At 69.6% G+C, this 16,789-nt stretch carries 10 protein-coding genes, 1 tRNA gene and 4 pseudogenes; 11 read left to right on the top strand and 4 right to left on the bottom strand.

Annotation, left to right across the window (positions count from 1 at the left end; all coding sequences use genetic code 11):
* Window positions 1–14: 14 nt before the first annotated feature.
* Window positions 15–1,589: a DUF4012 domain-containing protein gene (locus tag ACSUPV_RS26440; protein ID WP_436948694.1), complete on the bottom strand. Its 1,575-nt coding sequence runs from the start codon at window positions 1,587–1,589 to the stop codon at window positions 15–17.
* 992 nt (window positions 1,590–2,581) lie between these two features.
* Between ACSUPV_RS26440 and ACSUPV_RS26445 the strand changes: the two genes are divergently transcribed.
* Both ACSUPV_RS26445 and ACSUPV_RS26450 read left to right on the top strand, forming a co-directional pair.
* Entirely contained in the window at window positions 2,582–3,121 is a 540-nt protein-coding gene (locus ACSUPV_RS26445; RefSeq protein ID WP_359789983.1) for a low molecular weight phosphatase family protein, read from the top strand.
* 1,485 nt (window positions 3,122–4,606) lie between these two features.
* Window positions 4,607–4,746: pseudogene (locus tag ACSUPV_RS26450) on the top strand (IS982 family transposase); the annotation flags it as partial.
* Window positions 4,747–5,097: 351 nt separating this feature from the next.
* On the opposite strand, the pseudogene ACSUPV_RS26455 reads toward ACSUPV_RS26450, so the two are convergent.
* Together ACSUPV_RS26455 and ACSUPV_RS26460 are read right to left on the bottom strand one after the other, a co-directional pair.
* A pseudogene (locus tag ACSUPV_RS26455) lies at window positions 5,098–5,601 on the bottom strand (transposase); the annotation flags it as partial.
* Window positions 5,589–5,885 (bottom strand): annotated as a pseudogene (locus tag ACSUPV_RS26460) (transposase); the annotation flags it as partial. The pseudogenes ACSUPV_RS26460 and ACSUPV_RS26455, both read right to left, overlap by 13 nt.
* 1,114 nt (window positions 5,886–6,999) lie before the next feature.
* On the opposite strand from ACSUPV_RS26460, the gene ACSUPV_RS26465 reads away from it, so the two are divergent.
* From ACSUPV_RS26465 to ACSUPV_RS26495, 7 genes and pseudogenes are all read left to right on the top strand, one after another.
* Window positions 7,000–7,215, top strand: a complete 216-nt coding sequence (locus ACSUPV_RS26465) for a hypothetical protein (RefSeq protein ID WP_031120436.1) — start codon at window positions 7,000–7,002, stop codon at window positions 7,213–7,215.
* A 703-nt stretch (window positions 7,216–7,918) separates the two neighbouring features.
* Window positions 7,919–8,602: a chaplin family protein gene (locus ACSUPV_RS26470; protein ID WP_436949944.1), complete on the top strand. Its 684-nt coding sequence runs from the start codon at window positions 7,919–7,921 to the stop codon at window positions 8,600–8,602.
* 932 nt (window positions 8,603–9,534) lie between these two features.
* Window positions 9,535–9,954, top strand: a complete 420-nt coding sequence (locus ACSUPV_RS26475) for a tyrosinase cofactor (protein ID WP_031120434.1) — start codon at window positions 9,535–9,537, stop codon at window positions 9,952–9,954.
* A complete protein-coding gene (locus tag ACSUPV_RS26480; RefSeq protein ID WP_359789957.1) occupies window positions 9,938–10,804 on the top strand; it encodes a tyrosinase family protein in 867 nt (288 codons plus the stop codon). The genes ACSUPV_RS26475 and ACSUPV_RS26480 overlap by 17 nt, the downstream gene beginning before the upstream one ends.
* Window positions 10,805–10,860: 56 nt before the next feature.
* Window positions 10,861–11,756: pseudogene (locus ACSUPV_RS26485) on the top strand (IS982 family transposase).
* 275 nt (window positions 11,757–12,031) lie between these two features.
* On the top strand, window positions 12,032–12,343 hold the full coding sequence (locus ACSUPV_RS26490; protein WP_436949945.1) for a helix-turn-helix domain-containing protein: 312 nt from the start codon (window positions 12,032–12,034) through the stop codon (window positions 12,341–12,343).
* Window positions 12,289–12,501, top strand: coding sequence for a hypothetical protein (locus ACSUPV_RS26495; RefSeq protein WP_436950002.1), 213 nt, complete (start codon window positions 12,289–12,291; stop codon window positions 12,499–12,501). The genes ACSUPV_RS26490 and ACSUPV_RS26495 overlap by 55 nt, the downstream gene beginning before the upstream one ends.
* Before the next feature lie 268 nt (window positions 12,502–12,769).
* Here ACSUPV_RS26495 and ACSUPV_RS26500 read toward each other — a convergent pair.
* Window positions 12,770–12,842: transfer RNA gene (locus tag ACSUPV_RS26500), tRNA-Arg, on the bottom strand.
* Window positions 12,843–13,163: 321 nt separating this feature from the next.
* Here ACSUPV_RS26500 and ACSUPV_RS26505 point away from each other — a divergent pair.
* The gene (locus ACSUPV_RS26505; protein WP_382609331.1) at window positions 13,164–14,771 is read left to right on the top strand and encodes a dynamin family protein; all 1,608 of its coding nucleotides are present in this window, start codon (window positions 13,164–13,166) and stop codon (window positions 14,769–14,771) included.
* A 3-nt stretch (window positions 14,772–14,774) separates the two neighbouring features.
* Entirely contained in the window at window positions 14,775–16,769 is a 1,995-nt protein-coding gene (locus ACSUPV_RS26510) for a GTP-binding protein (RefSeq protein ID WP_436948695.1), read from the top strand.
* Window positions 16,770–16,789 lie beyond the last annotated feature (20 nt).

Here is a 16,789-nt window from a genome sequence, read left to right on the forward strand (position 1 = left end):
CTGGTGTGCCGCCGTCAGTCGCCGCACGCCGGGTAGGGCCCCACATGCGCCCGCAGCGGTGTGACCAGCGGCTGGCGCCACAGTACGGGTTCGCGGTCGCTGATCGGCTCGACCAGGTCGAGCGTGAGGGTCCGGGTGCCTTGCGCGGGCAGTTCCACATCCAGCGTGTAGACCGGGTGCCGCCGCTCCACGCCACTTTGCAGCATGGCGGGCCGGCCGTCGAGGGACGCGCCGGTGAGGTGTGCGCCGACGCTGGCGTAATAGGAGAGCAGCAGCCGGTTGTCGCCCGGCCGGGTCCTGTACGACGGCTTGTCACCCCGCTGGGTGACATACGCGGGAAGTCCCGACGTCGGAGCCATGTTCCTGAGCGTGATCCGTGCGCTGACGAGCCGGCCACGAGAGGTACAGGGGCCCGGGTTCCAGCTCAGCTCGCGCTCGAGGTAGTAGTCGAGCTTCCCGCCGGCGGCGTTGTTGACGACGAGTCCGGCGAAGGGACCGGGATCCTCGGGAAAGGTGCCGCCCCAGGGACGGGTGGCCAGAAGACGCTGCTCGTTCTCCCGGGCACTCCACATCTTCAGCCGACCCTCGGCGGCGTCGCCATAAACGGCCCTGACCAGCCCGGCGAGCCGCCGCGGGTCCTGGAGGGCATTCACCAGGCTGCCGCTCGCCGTGCGCGCCACATCCAGGAGGAACGCCTTGCGCTGCGCGTCGTCGGGGTAGCGCGCGTAACCGGTGCGCTCCGCGAGGTCCAGCACATTGTCGGCGGTGAGCTGCGTGCCGTCGGCCAGCCGTCGCGGACCTGTCACGCGGAGCAGTCGGGACAGAACGGTGGGGTCCAGGCCTACGACCCCGTCCACCTGCCGGCCGCTGCGCTGGTGCCAGGTTGCCGACCAGATACGGGCGGCGTGCGGGAAGTGCGGGCTGAGGTTGGAGTTGGCCCAGTACCGGGTGGGCTGGGCCCGGCCGTAGCGGGCGGTGAACTCGGCTCCCAGATCGACCTCGGGGTTCGAGCCCGTCACCGCGTCGTCGTTGCCGAGGGCCTCGAAGCCCAGTTGTCCCCGGTCGGCGGTGATCACGGCGAAGGCCCCTGGCATGCCGCCGGTGCCACGAGCTTCCGCTGTGTTCTGCACCACGACGAAGTACCGCCGCGGGTTGTGCTGTCCCAGCACCGGTGGCAGCACCCGCGCGGCCACTGCGGCATCCGCCGTGGCGGGCACGATCCGGTCGAGCAGCCGGACGAGTCGCGTGTGCGCGTGACCGACCGCGTGGGGCCAGGGGCTGCCGGGCAGTTGCCGGACCTCCGCGCGCGTCTCTGTGGCGATACTCGCCGCCCGCTCCAGAGCCGGAGCCTGGCCGCCCAAGGCGGGGAGCAGGGCTGCGAAGCCTCCGCCCCGGGAGCCACGCGCGACGTCGGAAGCGATGTTCACGACCGGCGGAAGTACATCGTGAGTCAACCGGTCGGTGGCCTTCGTGATGCCGCGGATGGTTTCTGCGGGCCGACCGAAGTACGGGGTGTGCGTGAGGAGATACCAGGCCGGTCCGCTGGTGATGCGATGCGCCCGGGCCGCGTGCGCCGCCGCGGAGCGCATCGCGGCTTCCGGGTCTGGGGTCCCTGCCTCCGGGCCCGCGGTCCCCGCGACCGGAACCGTGTGCCCCGCGACACCCATGGCTGAAGACCGAAGCGTCTCCAGCGACCGCTGGGCAGCCATGAGCTCCGCCCGAACAAGCAGGCTGGTACCCACAATCCAAGCCACCCCGGCGAGGCACAGGAGGGCGGCGGCCCACAGGATTCGCCGGATCCGGAGCCTCGGGAAGCGGCGCGTCGATGCGGCGAGTACGGACCGCCCTGTACTTCCGGGGAGCCTGAGGCGCCGTCGCCAGCGCAGGAATGAATCAGTGATCCGTGATTCTTCAGCCATGGGGCGGACGTCACCATCCTTTTCCAGTGAATTCTTCGCGCTGACGACCCCTTTCACGGTGCCGTCTCCGTCGGCGGTGCGGTGAGATCAGGTCGGAGCCTCGGACGAATACGGCTGGAGGTGAGCAGGATGCGCATACAACTGCGATCACGGGCAGAACCGCGGAGGCTGCTGTGAGCGTGAAGGCCACCTGAGGACGGTACGTCCATGGGCAGCGCCGAATAGTGCTTGTTGAGCATGTCCGGGAGATAAGGCACTGTATGGCGTAGGGCGATCGCCGGATCGCTGTCGGTCTCCTGACCACCGAATTCACGCATAGACCAGTGGAGACGCTGACCTCGATCTTTCAGGGGGCATCTGATGGGTCTCCGTGGAAGAAGGAGCGGCGTTCGGTGCGTGCTCTCGGCGTGCCGTGCGTCGCGACGCCGCAGAGATCCATCAGAAGCCCCCTGACCCGACACGAGGGGTGACGCTGCCCACGCGCACATTCCGATTGGTTATCCTGCGTCGATGTTCTCGACAGCGGTTCGCTGGGCGGCTTCGTCGCGATGGTGTTGAGTTCTCCGATGCCCAGGGCACCAACCGCTGCTGCGGACGAAAGGCTTTGAAGTTCCGCCCTGTGACCCCCTGGAGTGTGTGTGCCCCCGTTCCGCGTACTCGTGGTGTGCACTGGCAACGTCTATCGGTCTCCGCTTGCCGAGTGCCTGCTCAGGCATCGGCTGTTCGAGCATCGGCGTGTGCTCCACTTGAGCAGCGCGGGAACCGGTGCCGTTGAGGGCACGCCCATGGCGGCTGCTGTTGCCTCCTTCCTCCTCGGCCGTGGCGCACAGCCCTGCGGGACGGGTTCCCGCCGCCTGACCAAAGAGATGGTCGAGAACGCGGACCTGGTGCTGGGCGCTGCCACGGAGCATCGTGAGGCCGCTGTGCGGCTGTCCCCTGTACGCGCGTTGTCCCGTGCGTTCACCGCCCGGGAATTCGCTCAGCTGGTGCGCTCAGAGGACGCCGCAGGCGTGGTAGATCCCACCGCACGGTTTCCGGCTCTGGTCAAGGGCGCGGCCGCTCGCCGCGGTGTCATGTCGGCGCGCGCCGGTGACATTGAGGTGATGGACCCTCTCGGTGCTCCTGCAGAACAAGTACATCGGTGCCTGGTCCAGATCGACGAGGCGGTGGAACGGATCGCCTCTGCCATGCGGACCGGATAGCGGTCCAGGGGAGCATGCGCCGAGTACTGTCAGCCGTACCGGGTCGTACTCCACGTGTGTGGGTCCACGGCTACGGATGTCGAGGCGAAGCTGGCCGAGTGACGCCGCGGGAGCTGCCGTGAAGAGCCGGTGCGATGTCGGTGGCGGCAGCCTGGTGGCCACTGCCACTGAACTGACGGCAACGCCCCCAGGCTGCTTCGGGATCGCTGATCACCGGCGCTTCGCTGGCCGGGTTGGCGGCCGGGACGCCGACGAGCGGAGGGGCCCGGCCGCGTTCCGCAGGATGCGTATCGGCCCTCGTCCCTGTCCTGTTCAGTCGACTTCCGCCGCACCATGTGTGCCATGGTCCGGTGTGTCTCGGTGGCCACTGCCTGAACTGGCGGTGCACCCGCGTCGTGTCCGTGATCGAGGGACGAAGTCCAGCGAACGGATCCGGGCCAGATCCGGTGGGTGCTGAGCGTGTCCTCATCCGAGGATGCGGTGGTGCAGGAGGGGAAAGCCGGCTCTGTCGTACATCTGACTGACGCTTCCGACGCGAAGTCGTCCACTCTCAGGACCCCGTGTACCTGCGGTCGCGGGCGCAGCAGCAGACGCAGCGCGGTGTTCCGTGACAGTCGCACGGACAGCACAGACACACTCGCGCCGCCGCCCAGCCCGCTGACTCCCGCATCATTACGTCGAGGGCAGCCGGGGCGCGCGCCGCTGCAACCGTTCAAATTCGTACACCACTGCCATGGGCGCAACCGTGAGAAAGGACCTTTCCGTGAACGGACCACGGTGTGCAGCGGGGGGTGAACTCATAGCTCTGCAGGGAGTGCTCCGGGGCCTTCGCCCAGTCCCGCTCGATTGCGGGCGACCGCCGGTTCGCACGCCGGCCGGTATTGATGCGGGCGAACAGCTGGGCCTCGGTGGCCGGTACAAGCGCGTGGTCGTATGCGGTCATCGAGACTCCCACCTTTCTCTGTGGTGCATTGCCGGTGTGGGCCCCACCAGTCTTCTGCTCCCGCTCGGAGCCCGTCCATGGAGGCTTCCGGTGCCCTTGATCGGTGATGACGGGCAGCTCTCACCGTGAGCGTCGGCCGGACCAATCAGCTGACGCCACTGCTTCGTCGGTGGCCGCCGCACAGCACTGCGGCGGCCACCGACGACGTTGTCTTCGGCAGCGGCTAGAGCCCGACGCCGAAACCGAGGCCCAGGACGGCATTGAGGCCGACAGCGAGGCCGGCGTTGACGGCCGTTGCGAGGCTGGCGATGATTTCCATGTCATTCTCCTTCTGCGAGATGAAGGGGCTGAGCGCCCTGTCCAGCCGATCTTCAGGCGTCGCACATCGCGGGGCCACCCGGACGTGACATCCGGGTGATCGCGCACGTTGGTCGTGGCTACCACGCGGAGAGTCCTGACAGGCACAGCAGTCCACCGCCGAGCAAGGGCCCTGATACTGCGGTGGTTCGTCGGCGGCACCCGACTTGCCCGACTCGCCGCCTCCGTCCGCGGGGATCGCGCCCCAGCTCACCGACGCCGAGCCGTCACCCTCGCGATGACACAGACCATGCTCGGGTTCACCTCGGCCCGGTGGCTCCGGCATGCCCTGGCCCACCTGCGGCGCCTCTTCCCTTCCTGGCCGGGACGGTTTCGGTGCCGCTGCCGGACGGGCCGTTGGCGGATCTTCGGTGCTGTCCAGCCGAGGGTCTGCTTCATCAGCCGCAAGGTGTGCTCCAGGTCGAAGCGGCGCAGGAACGACTGCCACCAGTGGTCGATGTCCGTGGGTGTGGCACTTGTCTGCCGAGGACCACAGCCAGACGGGTTTCGGGTCGCGGTCGCCCGGCAGGTGCTCGACCTTCAGCCGGATCAACGTGCCGTGGAGGGTGGGCAGTTCCTCGTTGGCGTGCTCCAGCCAGGGGCCGCGGTGGGTGAGTCTGGGGTGCGTTCGGTCCCAGGAGGTCGCCTCGGCGGTGCCGTAGCGGGTGGTTGCGCTGGAGGTGGTGAGGTCGGGGGTGTGCCAGGTGTCGGGCTTGGCGAGGGTGAGGACACAGCCGTGGCGGCGCGGGCGTCCGCCACGAGGCCAGGAGCGGGCGGGGCCGGCGTCGCTGAGCATGACGCGGTCCGAGCGCAGACGTCCGGCCAGCACCACCGGGAGATCGGCCAGGATGTGGGAGAGGTAGGCGGTGTCGTAGCCGGAGTCCATGACGATCAGGATCTCGGGATCGCCCGGCTGCCAGTGCCCGGCCGTGGCCAACCGGACCACCACGTCCCGGAGTTGGCGGGCGGTGACCTGGGTGGCGTCGTCCGCCCGGCCCAGGCGGACCGCGTCCAGGAGAGCGACCCAGGAGGTGCGGCCCGTTTCCAGGGCGGCGCCGAGGGAGTACGGCCAGCCCGGTACGGACTGGTCACTGCTGCGGTCCCCGCGTCCGTAGACGTGGCGGAACAGCCGCTCGTCGCTGGTCGGCGCGTCGGGCCGCAGCCAGTGCGAACCATCCACCGCGAGACGATCCGCCCGTCGGCCGCCCTGGGCACCGGCAAGCCGGCGAGCACGCGGCGCAGCCGCGCCGGCTCCAACCAGCCCCGGTCCAGCGCGGCGTACAGGGCCCCGTGCCCGCGCCGGTACTCGGCCGCCAGCGACAACTCGACCAGCGTCTTCACCGGCCCGTCCGCACACAGCACCGCGTCGGTGAGCTCGAAGAGCGCATCCGCCCGCTTGTGGAGACACTCGTAGAACTCGACCCGAAAGCGGGACAACAGACCCAACGTCTCACTTCCGGGCATATCGACAGGCAGACTCGTACGCAGCGGCCGTTCTCTCGCACTTCGTTACTCGACATCTCGAAGCGTGGAGAACGGCCGCCTCCGCTATCCCTGGAAGAACCGCAGGTCAGCAGGACGAGTGACCGGCGATGTTAAACGCCAAGCCGAGGTGGACCGCTCGCGGTGGAGCGCGGTTGTCGGTGGCGGTGCATGCCAAAGCGTCCGCCAGTTCCTGGCGCCATGAGTAGGCCGGTGGCGGAGAGACAGCTTCGGCCGTGCGGCGTTGATGGCGAAGTGATGGGAGGAGGACCGGCCGATGGCGTATCGAGCGGCGTGCGGCTTCGGCGGTGGGACATCCGATGGAGAAGGAGGCGTGTATCCCGCGTGAGCGAAGGGCGCGGATGTGGGCCAGGAACCTCTTGGCGGATCCAGCGCTGTCGGCACGGAGGAAGATATCGGTGTCGTGGCGATGGTCGTCAGGCAGTCGGGCGAGCGCGGCACGGAGAACGCTGATGTGGTCGACGGCGGTGCCGACCACGGTGTTGCCGGGCCGCAGCGCACCAGCCAGGGCCTCGCCGGTGTTCTCCAGGATGCGCAGCGGCAGGTGGTAGCGGAAGCCGTGCTTGTCAGGTCGGCGCCGCGTGCTCCTTCTCGGAGTGGGAGGTGACGAGCCTGGCGTCGGTGTCCAGGACCAGGGCCCGGGCCGTTCTCGCCCGCCCGCATACGCGCCGGGAATGCGGCCCCGGCCGGGATCCCCTACCTGTAACCAGGCGATCACGCGGGCGGTAGTACGGCCCGCGCGCAGGGAACCGAGGCCAGCGGGTCGATGCCGGCCAGCAGCCGCCAGGTGGGATCACCTGAACGAGATAACAAACGATGATAAAACTCACCGAGAACGGGCCGTGGTAATAGGGAACAGCTGCTGAAGTCCTGGCCAGTGGCTCGCGTGTGTCATTGCTGTATGGGATGGCCGACCGGATGCGACCTGGGAGGTCGATAAAGCATATCACATGCAATGCGGGGCCATATGGATGAAGTTCCAGGGCTTGGACCATTTCAAGTTGTGTGGCCTTCCACGTCGAGGGCAATATCGGTTTCGTTCTTCCAGAGGGGAAGAAACAGAACGGAGAATCAAATGCGCCAGAGCATGAAGCGGGCCGCTGCGTCGACTCTCGTGGCGGCGGGCCTCCTCGCGGGATCCGCCTCGGTGGCCAGCGCCTGCGAAAAGAAGGAGCCGGCGGTCGACCAGCCCGTTGTCATTCTCAACGAGAACACCAACACGAACACCAACGACAACGACAACGACAACACGAACACCAACGACATCGCCATCACCATCGGCCTGGCGTAACGAGGCGGCCGAACCCTCGGGAGCCGGCTGGTGATCGGTCGAGTCCACTACGGTGCCCAGGGGTATTTCTCGATTCCCTCGGGGGTCGTGGCCTAACTTGAAAGCGCCTTTCCCTGGCGGGCGGATGAGGCCATCCTCATCCTTCGAGGGAGAGGCGCTTTCCGTTTACCCAGGTGCCCGTCACGGGAAAACAGCCGTGCCGTAGGCGATCGCACAACGTAGCGCATTTCGGAGGGGACATGAGTGACACAGTCATTCTGCCGCGCTGTCCGGAAACGGGGAAGGCGTCATTCCGCTTCGAGAGCGAGGCTCGCGCCTGGCTCATCAGGCAGCCTCTGATCCAAAAGATTCCGGACCGGATTTATCGGTGCCCCGGCTGCCGGTACTGGCACTTCACCGGATCCCATCATCTGACCAGTCGGAAAATTCAGTGGCGACGAAACTACGGCAGGCGTGAAGCAGCTCCCCGGCGCAGCCGGAAGAACAGGGGGAGGAACTGACGAGACGATCAGTCCGAACCAGCACCTCACCACTCGGGGCACGGTCCGAGGGATCGGTCTGGCAACGTCTGGAGTTGACGGAATGCCGGCCTAGCTGCTGCGGACCGGCCGACCCTGACCAGTCCCCTTCGGTTTCAGGGTCAGCTTTTCCCACCTATTCGAGCAGGAAGACGAACAGATTGCGACAGAACCTGAGCAGGGGAATGGTCGTGGCCGCCGCCGCGACGAGCATTCTGTCCCTGTACGGCACCCCGGCGTTCGCGGACTCTCACTCCGAGGGAACTTCCGGGGTATCGCCCACTGCCCAGTCGGGCCGCACCGCCGAGGTGCCTGCGGACATCGCCGCGAACGCCGACGGCAACCCCATCAGCCTGGGTGCCGAGGGCAACTCGTCCCTCCGGAACGCCTGGACCAGCCTCCCGAGCTCACGCGGGTCCAATGGGGCTTCCCCCAGCGCCGACCCGGAGCAGCACCGCAATGCCAGTAGCTACCGGGAAGATTCCGGGCGCAGGGATGACCCCGGGTACGGGGATGACTCCGGGTACGGGGATGACTCCGGGTACGGGGATGACTCCGGGTACGGGGACGACTCCGGGTACGGGGACGACTCCGGCTACGGATACGGGGACGACTCCGGGTACGGCGAAGATGCGTCCACACCGCCCAAGGAGCCGCCGACGTCCCCGCCCACGTCGCCGCGACCGGCCAGCCCGGCCCCGAAGCCCCCGACCCAGCCGCCCACGCTCGCGGAAACCGGCGGCGGCGAGCAGGTGCTCATGGCCTCGGGTGCGGCCGTGCTGTTGACGAGCGGCACCGTCCTGTTCCGACGAGGCCGAGCCATGGCCCGTCGTACACGAGAAGTCCCCTCGGCAGCGTCCCCGGAGTAGTTGCCGACCTCGGGTGCCAGACGCATCGCGTCCGGCACCCGAGGCCGCGCGCAAGGCCAAGGAGGCCGCGAGCCGCGACGCCAAGCGCGCCCAGGGGGTCGTTCTCGGCCACCGTCAACGCACTGTCGCGTTGCCGTGAGTCTTCCTGGCCATGGCTCACTCGTGGGTGTGGTCACAGGGTGGCTGTCTTCAGAACCCGGCTGTGGTCTTGCGGCGTAGTCCGCGATGACCCCGCCGGCGTCCTCCCTACGGTCACGGGCGAAGTACAAGGGCTTGTGTACGCCGTCGCCCGCACACCGAGTGGTGCCAGCCTGCCACTTCCCAGCCTGCCGCTCGATCAGCCTTCCGGAGAACCGGTGCTGTCCCTGATGCCAAGCAGGCACAGCTCGGCCGGTACGACGTATGTTTCTGAGACGGATTCACCTCTTGCCGCGTTCAGTGCCGGGTGTCGGGACTTTCCGTGTGCGGGTTACCGCAGCGTCTGGGGCTCGTTAGAGGCGGTGAAGAGCCTCCCTCTGCTGGCATGGGCGTTCCAGAGGAAAGGAACACGATGAATTCCCTGAAGGCTGCAGCCGTCGTTTCCGCTCTGTGATTGCAGCCGGTGTCGCAGCGCCCGCTGCCGCCCAGGGCGTCATGGAAACCAAGGCCGCTGGCCTCACGGGAGCTCTATCGGCTTGGACTTCCGCTCGGACTCTCAACCAGGGCTTTCCGCCGGACGTGCGTATCGGACGCCTGTGGCCGTTCCTGGGCCGATTTCGCCGTCTGCGGGGTCGGCCCTTGAGTGTGCCGGGTGTCCGCCGTGAAGAGGAGGAGACAGACCGTTGCCCATGAGGAAACCACCCCGGTACCTACCGGAACACAAAGAGGCCGAGCCCGCTGACTGCTGCCCGTCAGCCGTCGCCGGCCTCACGGAGGCCACGGGGCGGCGGCGAGTGCTGCGAGGGCTGTTCGCGTCGTTGACCTGCGTGGCGTTCGGGCCGTTCCTGGTGGCGTCGAGGCCGGTCGGGGCGGAGGTGACGCGGTTCGACGAGACGTATCGTGGCCGCCGCATCGTCGGTGTCAGACACGGCGATGAGCGGTCCGGGGACGACGGTTCAGGCGCGTGGCACGTCACCGTGGACGGGCGACCGCTGCATCTGATGCGCCGGGCGGACGGCAGCTGGATGAGCATGATCGACCACTACTGTTCGTATCCGACCCCACTCGCCGCCGCGCGCGCGGCGGTCGACGAACTCGGATCCACGGCACGGCTGGGCGCACCGGACGACCGGGGCGGCCGCATGGGGAACAACCGTACGCCGAGCGGGGGCAAGGGAGCCGAGGGGAGTCATTGCTGTGGTGTACACGCGTAAGGACGTCAGCAAGCTCACCCGATCCGAGCGGCGCCGGTTCGTCAACGCGCTGCTTCAGCTCAAACGCCGGGGCGAGTACGACGAGTTCGTGCGCATGCACATCCAGTACTACGTCGCCGACGGCGAGCGTGGGCTGCGGACCGCCCACATGGCACCCTCCTTCCTCCCCTGGCACCGCAAATTCGTGATGGACCTGGAGAAGGCACTGCGTCGCGTGGACGAGTCGGTGACCGTGCCGTACTGGGACTGGACACGCAACCGCACCCCCACGGGCCTGCCGTGGACCGAGGACCTGGTCGGCGGCACGGGGCGGCGGTCCGACCGGCAGGTCATGACCGGCCCCTTCGCCTACCGCAACGGCGAGTGGACCATCAAGGTGGGGATCACCGATACGGAGTTCCTCACGCGCGAGCTGGGCCGACCACGGGACCCGATCGCGCTGCCCACGGGCAGGGATGTGCAATGGGCCCTCGATGACCCCGTCTACGACACGACCCCCTGGGGGTCCACGTCGGCCAAGGGGTTTCGTAACAAGCTGGAAGGGTGGGGGCCGGGGCGGGGCGCCGCTTCGTGGCGCAATCACAACCGGGTCCACCGTTGGGTCGGCGGTCACATGGTGGGCGGCGCGTCCGTCAACGACCCCATCTTCTGGATGCACCACGCCTTCGTCGACCTCCTCTGGTCCCGCTGGCAGCGGCGGCACAAGGGCGCCCGCTATCTCCCCGCCAAGCCGCTCGCCCGGGGCAACGCCCAGCACGGCCGGGTCGTCGCGCGGCACGAGAGGATGCCGCCGTGGGACGTGACGCCGGACGAGTTGGAGGACCACCACCGGATCTACCGGTACGCCTAGACGAGTAGTTCCGATTGCGGGGTTCACGGACGCAGGGGGGTGTCCACCATCGGGTTGTGACGACCGAGTCAGACACCCTCTTGACCGCACTGTACGTGCACATCGACGACCGCTTGAAGACCTCGCGCCGACGTGGCCGACTGCCCCGGCTGACCGACGCTGAACTGGTCACCCTGGCCGTGGCCCAAGCCATGCTGGGCTTCCACTGCGAGGCCCGCTGGCTGCGATTCGCCCACGCCCACCTGCATGGCCTGTTCCCCTACCTGCCCCAGCGGCCCGCCTACAACAAGCGCCTGCGGGCCCCTCTGGGCCTGGTCAAACGGGCCATCCGGTCCCTGGCCGCAGACACCGACCTATGGCTGGACCCGCTGTGGATCGTGGACTCCACGCCGGTCGAGTGCGCCCGCTCCCGCGAGACCGTCAAGCGCTCCGACCTGGCGGGATGGGCGAACTACGGCTACTGCCGCTCCCACCCACGCTTCTACTGGGGTCTGAAGCTGCACCTGGTGTGCACCCCCGGCCGGCCTGCCGAGCACCTGGGCCCTGGCCGACCCCAAGATCGACGAACGGCAGGTTCTGGCCGGCCTGATCAACACTGAACCGCACCTGACCGGTGACCGACCCGGTCTGCTCATCCTGGCCGACAAGGGCTGCATCGCCGCCGAACTCGACCGCTTCCTGGCAGCCCGTGGCATCAGCCTGCTGCGGCCCTCCTACCGCAACCGCGGCACTCCACGGCCGGGAGAAGCCCTGCTCAAGACGGTCCGCCGGCTGATCGAGTCGGTCAACGACACCCTCAAGGGCCAGCTCGACCTGGAACAGCACGCGGCCGGACCATGGAAGGCGTCGGTGTCCGCGTGGCTCAGCGGATCCTGGCGCTGACTGCGCGATCTGGCACAACCGCGCCATCGGGGCACCTATCACCCGCTCACTGATCGCCTACGACCACTGAGCCATATCGGAACTACTCGTCTAGTGATCTGGTCTTGAGTTCACGTCTCGCCACATGAGTCGCGGTTCGTTTCAGATTGCGGTGTGGGTGATGACGGCGGCTGCCGGCTGCGGTCTGCTGGAGGTGTGGGCGACAGCAGGCTGCAGCCGCTGGTGTTATCCGAGGACGAGCGGCTGGTGTTGCAGGGGTGGGCCAAACGCCGGACAACCGCGCAGGGTCTGGCCAGGTGGGCACGGATCGTGCTGGCCTGCGCGGACGGACTGAGCAACACCGCGGTGGCCGCGCGGCTGGACATCGATCGCGGGACCGCGCGCCGGTGGCGGACCAGATTTCTGCAGCGCCGTCTCGATGGCCTGTCCGACGAGCCGCGTCCCGGCGCGCCCCGCATCATCACCGACGCCCAGGTGGAAGAGGTGGTGGTGCGCACGCTCGAAGAGGTGCCCCAAGGTGCCACCCACTGGTCGAAGCGGGAGTTGGCCCGGCGGGTGGGTATCTCGCCCACGCGTTTGTGCTGTGGATCTGGCGGGCCTTTGTGCTGCAGCCCTGGCGCACGCAGGACTTCAAGATCTTTCCGGACCCGCTGCTGATCGACAAGATCCGTGACGTGGTCGGGCTGTATCTCGCCCCGCCGGCGAACGCGGCCGTCTTCGCGGTCGACGAGAAACCGCAGATCCAGGCCCTTGAACGGACCGCCCCGGTACTGCCGATGGTCCCGGGCACTCCCGAGCCCCGCAGTTTCGACTAGGTCCGGCACGGCACCGTGGGCCTGTTCGCCGCCCTGAACCCCGCCACCGGCAAGGTCATCGGGAAGCTGTCGGCGATGCATCGGGCGGTGGACTTCCGCGACTTCCTCGACGAGACCGACCGCCAGAGCCACCCGCAGGAAACCCGGCGACAGTTGGACGGTGCCGGGCTCTCCCTGCGGTGGCCGGAAGCGGCCCGCGATCTTCAGCGTGTGGCTACGTCCGCCCCGGCCGACACAAAGCCCTCCCCAGAGGGAGGGCGGAGACTTGCGCCCCCGGCAGGACTCGAACCTGCGGCCAAGCGCTTAGAAGGCGCCTGCTCTATCCACTGAGCTACGGGGGCCGGGTGTGGTGGCCTCTGTCGTGGTGCCCTGGTGTGGGCTGATCCGTGACGTTGCCGGGGACAAGGATAGGGCTCCCGCGTCCTTGTCCCTGTTGCTTCGCCTCCGTGGCTCGATGTGGAGGTTCGGTGAAGCGGTCCTGATAATCGCAGGCAGGTACGAATCGTGCATCGCTTTTGGGGTCTGGCGCATCGGGTGTTGTGCACTCGTTATGCCTGGAGGGTGCCCGTGTCCCAGAAGTCCCTTCCGCCCCTTGTGTTCCGTCGGCGCGCAGACATGCTCATATGCTTCAGAATTCCCCTAAAATTGGGCATTCTGCACATGTGGTGACCTTGGACGTACGGCCTCAGCTGCTCGACGCACTCTCCGCCCTGCGCGACCGTGTCGCCGCCGCACGCTTCCCGCTGCCCCTGGCGGGGGCCCCACGCGCGCGTGCCAACCGCGACGAACTGCTCGCGCAGCTCGACGACTACTTGGTGCCCCGGTTGCGGCAGCCCGAAGCGCCGCTTCTGGCCGTCGTGGGCGGCTCGACCGGCGCCGGGAAGTCCACGCTGGTGAACTCCCTCGTCGGGCGGCGGGTCAGCGAGGCGGGCGTGCTGCGGCCGACGACACGGACGCCCGTGCTGGTCTGCCATCCGGAGGATCACCACTGGTTCAGCGGGATGCGGGTGCTGCCCGACCTCACGCGCGTGTGGGTGCCCCAGCAGGACGCCATGGACGACCTGCTCCTCCCCGGCGAGAACCCCGCGCGCGTACTGCGCGTCGAGACCGCCGAGACCCTGCCGCCCGGCCTCGCCCTGCTCGACGCCCCCGACATCGACTCCCTGGTCTCCGACAATCGCGTCCTGGCCGCCGAACTCATCTGCGCCGCCGACATCTGGGTCATGGTCACCACCGCCGCCCGCTACGCCGACGCCGTGCCCTGGCACATGCTGCGCACCGCCAAGGAGTACGACGTCACTCTCGTCACCGTCCTCGACCGGGTGCCCCACCAGGTGGTCAACGAGGTGTCGCGGCAGTACGGGGCCCTGCTCACCAAGGCCGGCCTCGGGCACGTGCCCCGGTTCACCGTCCCCGAACTGCCCGAGTCGGCCTGGGGCGGCGGGCTCCTGCCGGCCAGCGCCGTGGCCCAGCTGCGCACCTGGCTCGTCCACCAGGCCCAGGACCCGGCAGCCCGGCAGGAGGTCCTGGCCCGCACCGCGTACGGCGTCCTCGACTCCCTCAAGTCCCGGATGCCCGCACTGGCCGGCGCCGCCGCCGCGCAGTACGCCGCCGCCCTACGGCTCACCGCCGCCGTCGAGGGGGCGTACGACAGCGAGCACAGGCGCGTGCGGGGCCGGTTGCAGTCCGGGGCCGTGCTCGCCGGGGACGCCCTGAAGCGGTGGCGCGCCTTCCCCCTGGACTGCACCGCCGGCGAACTGCTCGACGCGCTCGTGGAGAGCCTCAGCGCCCTGCTGCTGTGCGCCGTCACCGCCGCCGACGAACGGGTCGAAGACGCCTGGCGGCGTGAACCGGCGGCGGCCGCTCCGGAACTCGCGGTGCGCGACTCCGCAGCGGACAGCGCCGAGCACCGGATCGGGCTCGCCGTACGGCGCTGGCGGCGCGAGCTCGAGGAGTACGCCGAGGACGAGGTGCGCGAGCTCGACCGCGCCCTCGCGCCCGACCCCGAGCTGGTCGCCGCCCTGGTCGCCACCTCCCTGCTGGGCGGCCGCCGGGGGCGGATGGCCGGGGAGGGGCTCGCCGAGCGGATCGGCGCCCACGGGGCGCTGCGGCTGCGCGACCGGGCCGGACGGCTGCTCACCGAGCACGTGGACCGGGTCCTGCACGTCGAACGCGAGCGCCGGCTCGCCCCGCTCGACGCGCTCGACGTCCACCCGGAGCCCCAGGCCGAACTCATCGCCGCGCTGTCCGTACTGCAGAAGGAGAGGTGACCGGTGACCGCCGTCACTGACCAGGACCACACCGAGCACGCCGACCAGCCGGACGACGCGGATCAGCCGAACGGCGATACGCACCAGGCGGAAGCAGCGGGGTCCGCCGGGGGGGCTGCCGCAGGGTCCGACGGGAGGTCCGCCCCCCGGGCCGCTGGAGGGTCCGCCGGGGGGGCCGCCCCACGGGCCGCCGGAGGGTCTGCCGCGTCGGCCCCCCCGAGTCCGGACGCTCCCGAGGGCGGGCAGCCTTCCCAGGAGCGCGCCGACCATGGCACCCACGCGCGTGGGCGGGACGGCCGTACGGACTCCGGCGGCGCCTGGGACGACGGGCTCATCGCGCGGCGGGTCGACGAGACCACCGGCGGAGAGCGGTACCACGCCGCGGACAGCCGGTCCGCCGCCCCGACGGCGGTGACCCCGCTGGTGTACGACGGGGTGCTGCGCTCCCGGCTGGAGGCGCTGCGCGAACTCGTCGGGCTCTCCCGCACCCGGCTCGACAGCCGGACGCTAGCGGGCGCCGGCCGGGTGCTCGACGAGGCGTCCGCGCGGCGCAGGCTCTCCGGGCAGCACACCGTCGTCGCCATCGCGGGTGCCACCGGCAGCGGCAAGTCGCAGCTGTTCAACGCGCTCGCCGGGGTGACCATCTCGGAGACCGGAGTGCGCCGCCCCACCACCGCGGCGCCCATCGCGTGCAGTTGGAGCGACGGGGCGGCGAGTCTCATCGAACGGCTCGGCATCCCGCCCCGGCTGCGCCGCCGTCCGCTGCCGACCGGGGACGCGGAGTCCCAGCTGCGCGGGCTCGTCCTGATCGACCTGCCCGACCACGACTCGGCCGCCGTGCAGCACCGCGAGCACGTCGACCGCATCCTGGGGCTCGTCGACGCCGTCATCTGGGTCGTCGACCCGGAGAAGTACGCCGACGCCGTCCTCCACGAGCGCTATCTGCGGCCCATGGCCGCCCACGCGGAGGTCATGTTCGTCGTCCTCAACCAGATCGACCGGCTGCCGGGTGAGGCCGCCGAGCAGGTCCTCGACGACCTGCGGCGGCTCCTCGACGAGGACGGCATCGCCCTCGGGGAGTACGGCGAACCGGGGACGACCGTGCTCGCGCTGTCCGCGCTCACCGGGGACGGCGTCGGGGAACTGCGTGAGGCGCTCGGCCAGTTCGTCGCGGAGCGCGGGGCACCGGCCCGCCGTATCTCGGCCGACGTGGACATCGCGGCGGCGCGGCTGTGGCCCGTGTACGCCACGCAGCGGCGGACCGGCCTCAGCGAGCAGGCCCGGGAGGAGTTCGCGGACCGGCTCGCGGACGCGGTGGGCGCCACGGCGGCGGGCGAGGCGGCCGAACGCGCCTGGCTGCGCAACGCCAACCGTGCCTGCGGCACGCCCTGGCTGCGGCTGTGGCGCTGGTACCAGGACCGCGGTGAGGCCACCACGGGGCGGCTGCCCTCGCGCACGCAGGCCGACGAGGAGGCCACCGCCCGGCAGCGGGTCGAGCAGGCGGTGCGGACGGTGGCCGACCGGGCCTCGGCCGGGCTGCCCGCGCCGTGGGCACAGGCGGTGCGCGAGGCGGCCGTGCGCGGCTCGCAGGGGCTGCCCGAGGCGCTGGACGAACTGTCCGTGCGCGCGGGCGTGCCGACCGGACGTCCGCCCCGGCCCGGGTGGTGGCCGGTGGCCGTGCTCTCGCAGGCCTCCATGACGATCCTGCAGTTCCTGGGCGGGCTGTGGCTGCTGGGCCAGATCGTCGGGGTCATGGCGCCGAACCTGGGGGTGCCGGTGCTGCTGATGGTGATCGGCATCGTCGGCGGTCCGCTCATCGAGTGGAGCTGCCGGATGGCGGCCCGGGGCCCGGCCCGGCGCTACGGACTGGAGGCGGAACGCCGGCTGCGGGAGGCGGCGGCCGGGTGCGGGAGGGCGCGGGTGCTGGATCCGGTGGCCGCGGAGCTGTTGCGGTATCGGGAGGTGCGGGAGCAGTACGGGAGGGTGGTGGGGGCCTGACTCAAGGGGCTCAAGGGGCT

The organism is Streptomyces sp. SudanB52_2052 (assembly GCF_964272415.1).
Taxonomy (GTDB): Bacteria; Actinomycetota; Actinomycetes; order Streptomycetales; family Streptomycetaceae; genus Streptomyces; species Streptomyces olindensis.

Bases quoted from the DNA above. Each gene is read 5' to 3' on its own strand.
- ACSUPV_RS26440 (WP_436948694.1), bottom strand. From the start codon at position 1,589: ATGCGCTCCGCGGCGGCGCACGCGGCCCGGGCGCATCGCATCACCAGC.
- ACSUPV_RS26465 (WP_031120436.1), top strand. From the start codon at position 7,000: ATGCGCCAGAGCATGAAGCGGGCCGCTGCGTCGACTCTCGTGGCGGCG.
- ACSUPV_RS26470 (WP_436949944.1), top strand. From the start codon at position 7,919: ATGGTCGTGGCCGCCGCCGCGACGAGCATTCTGTCCCTGTACGGCACC.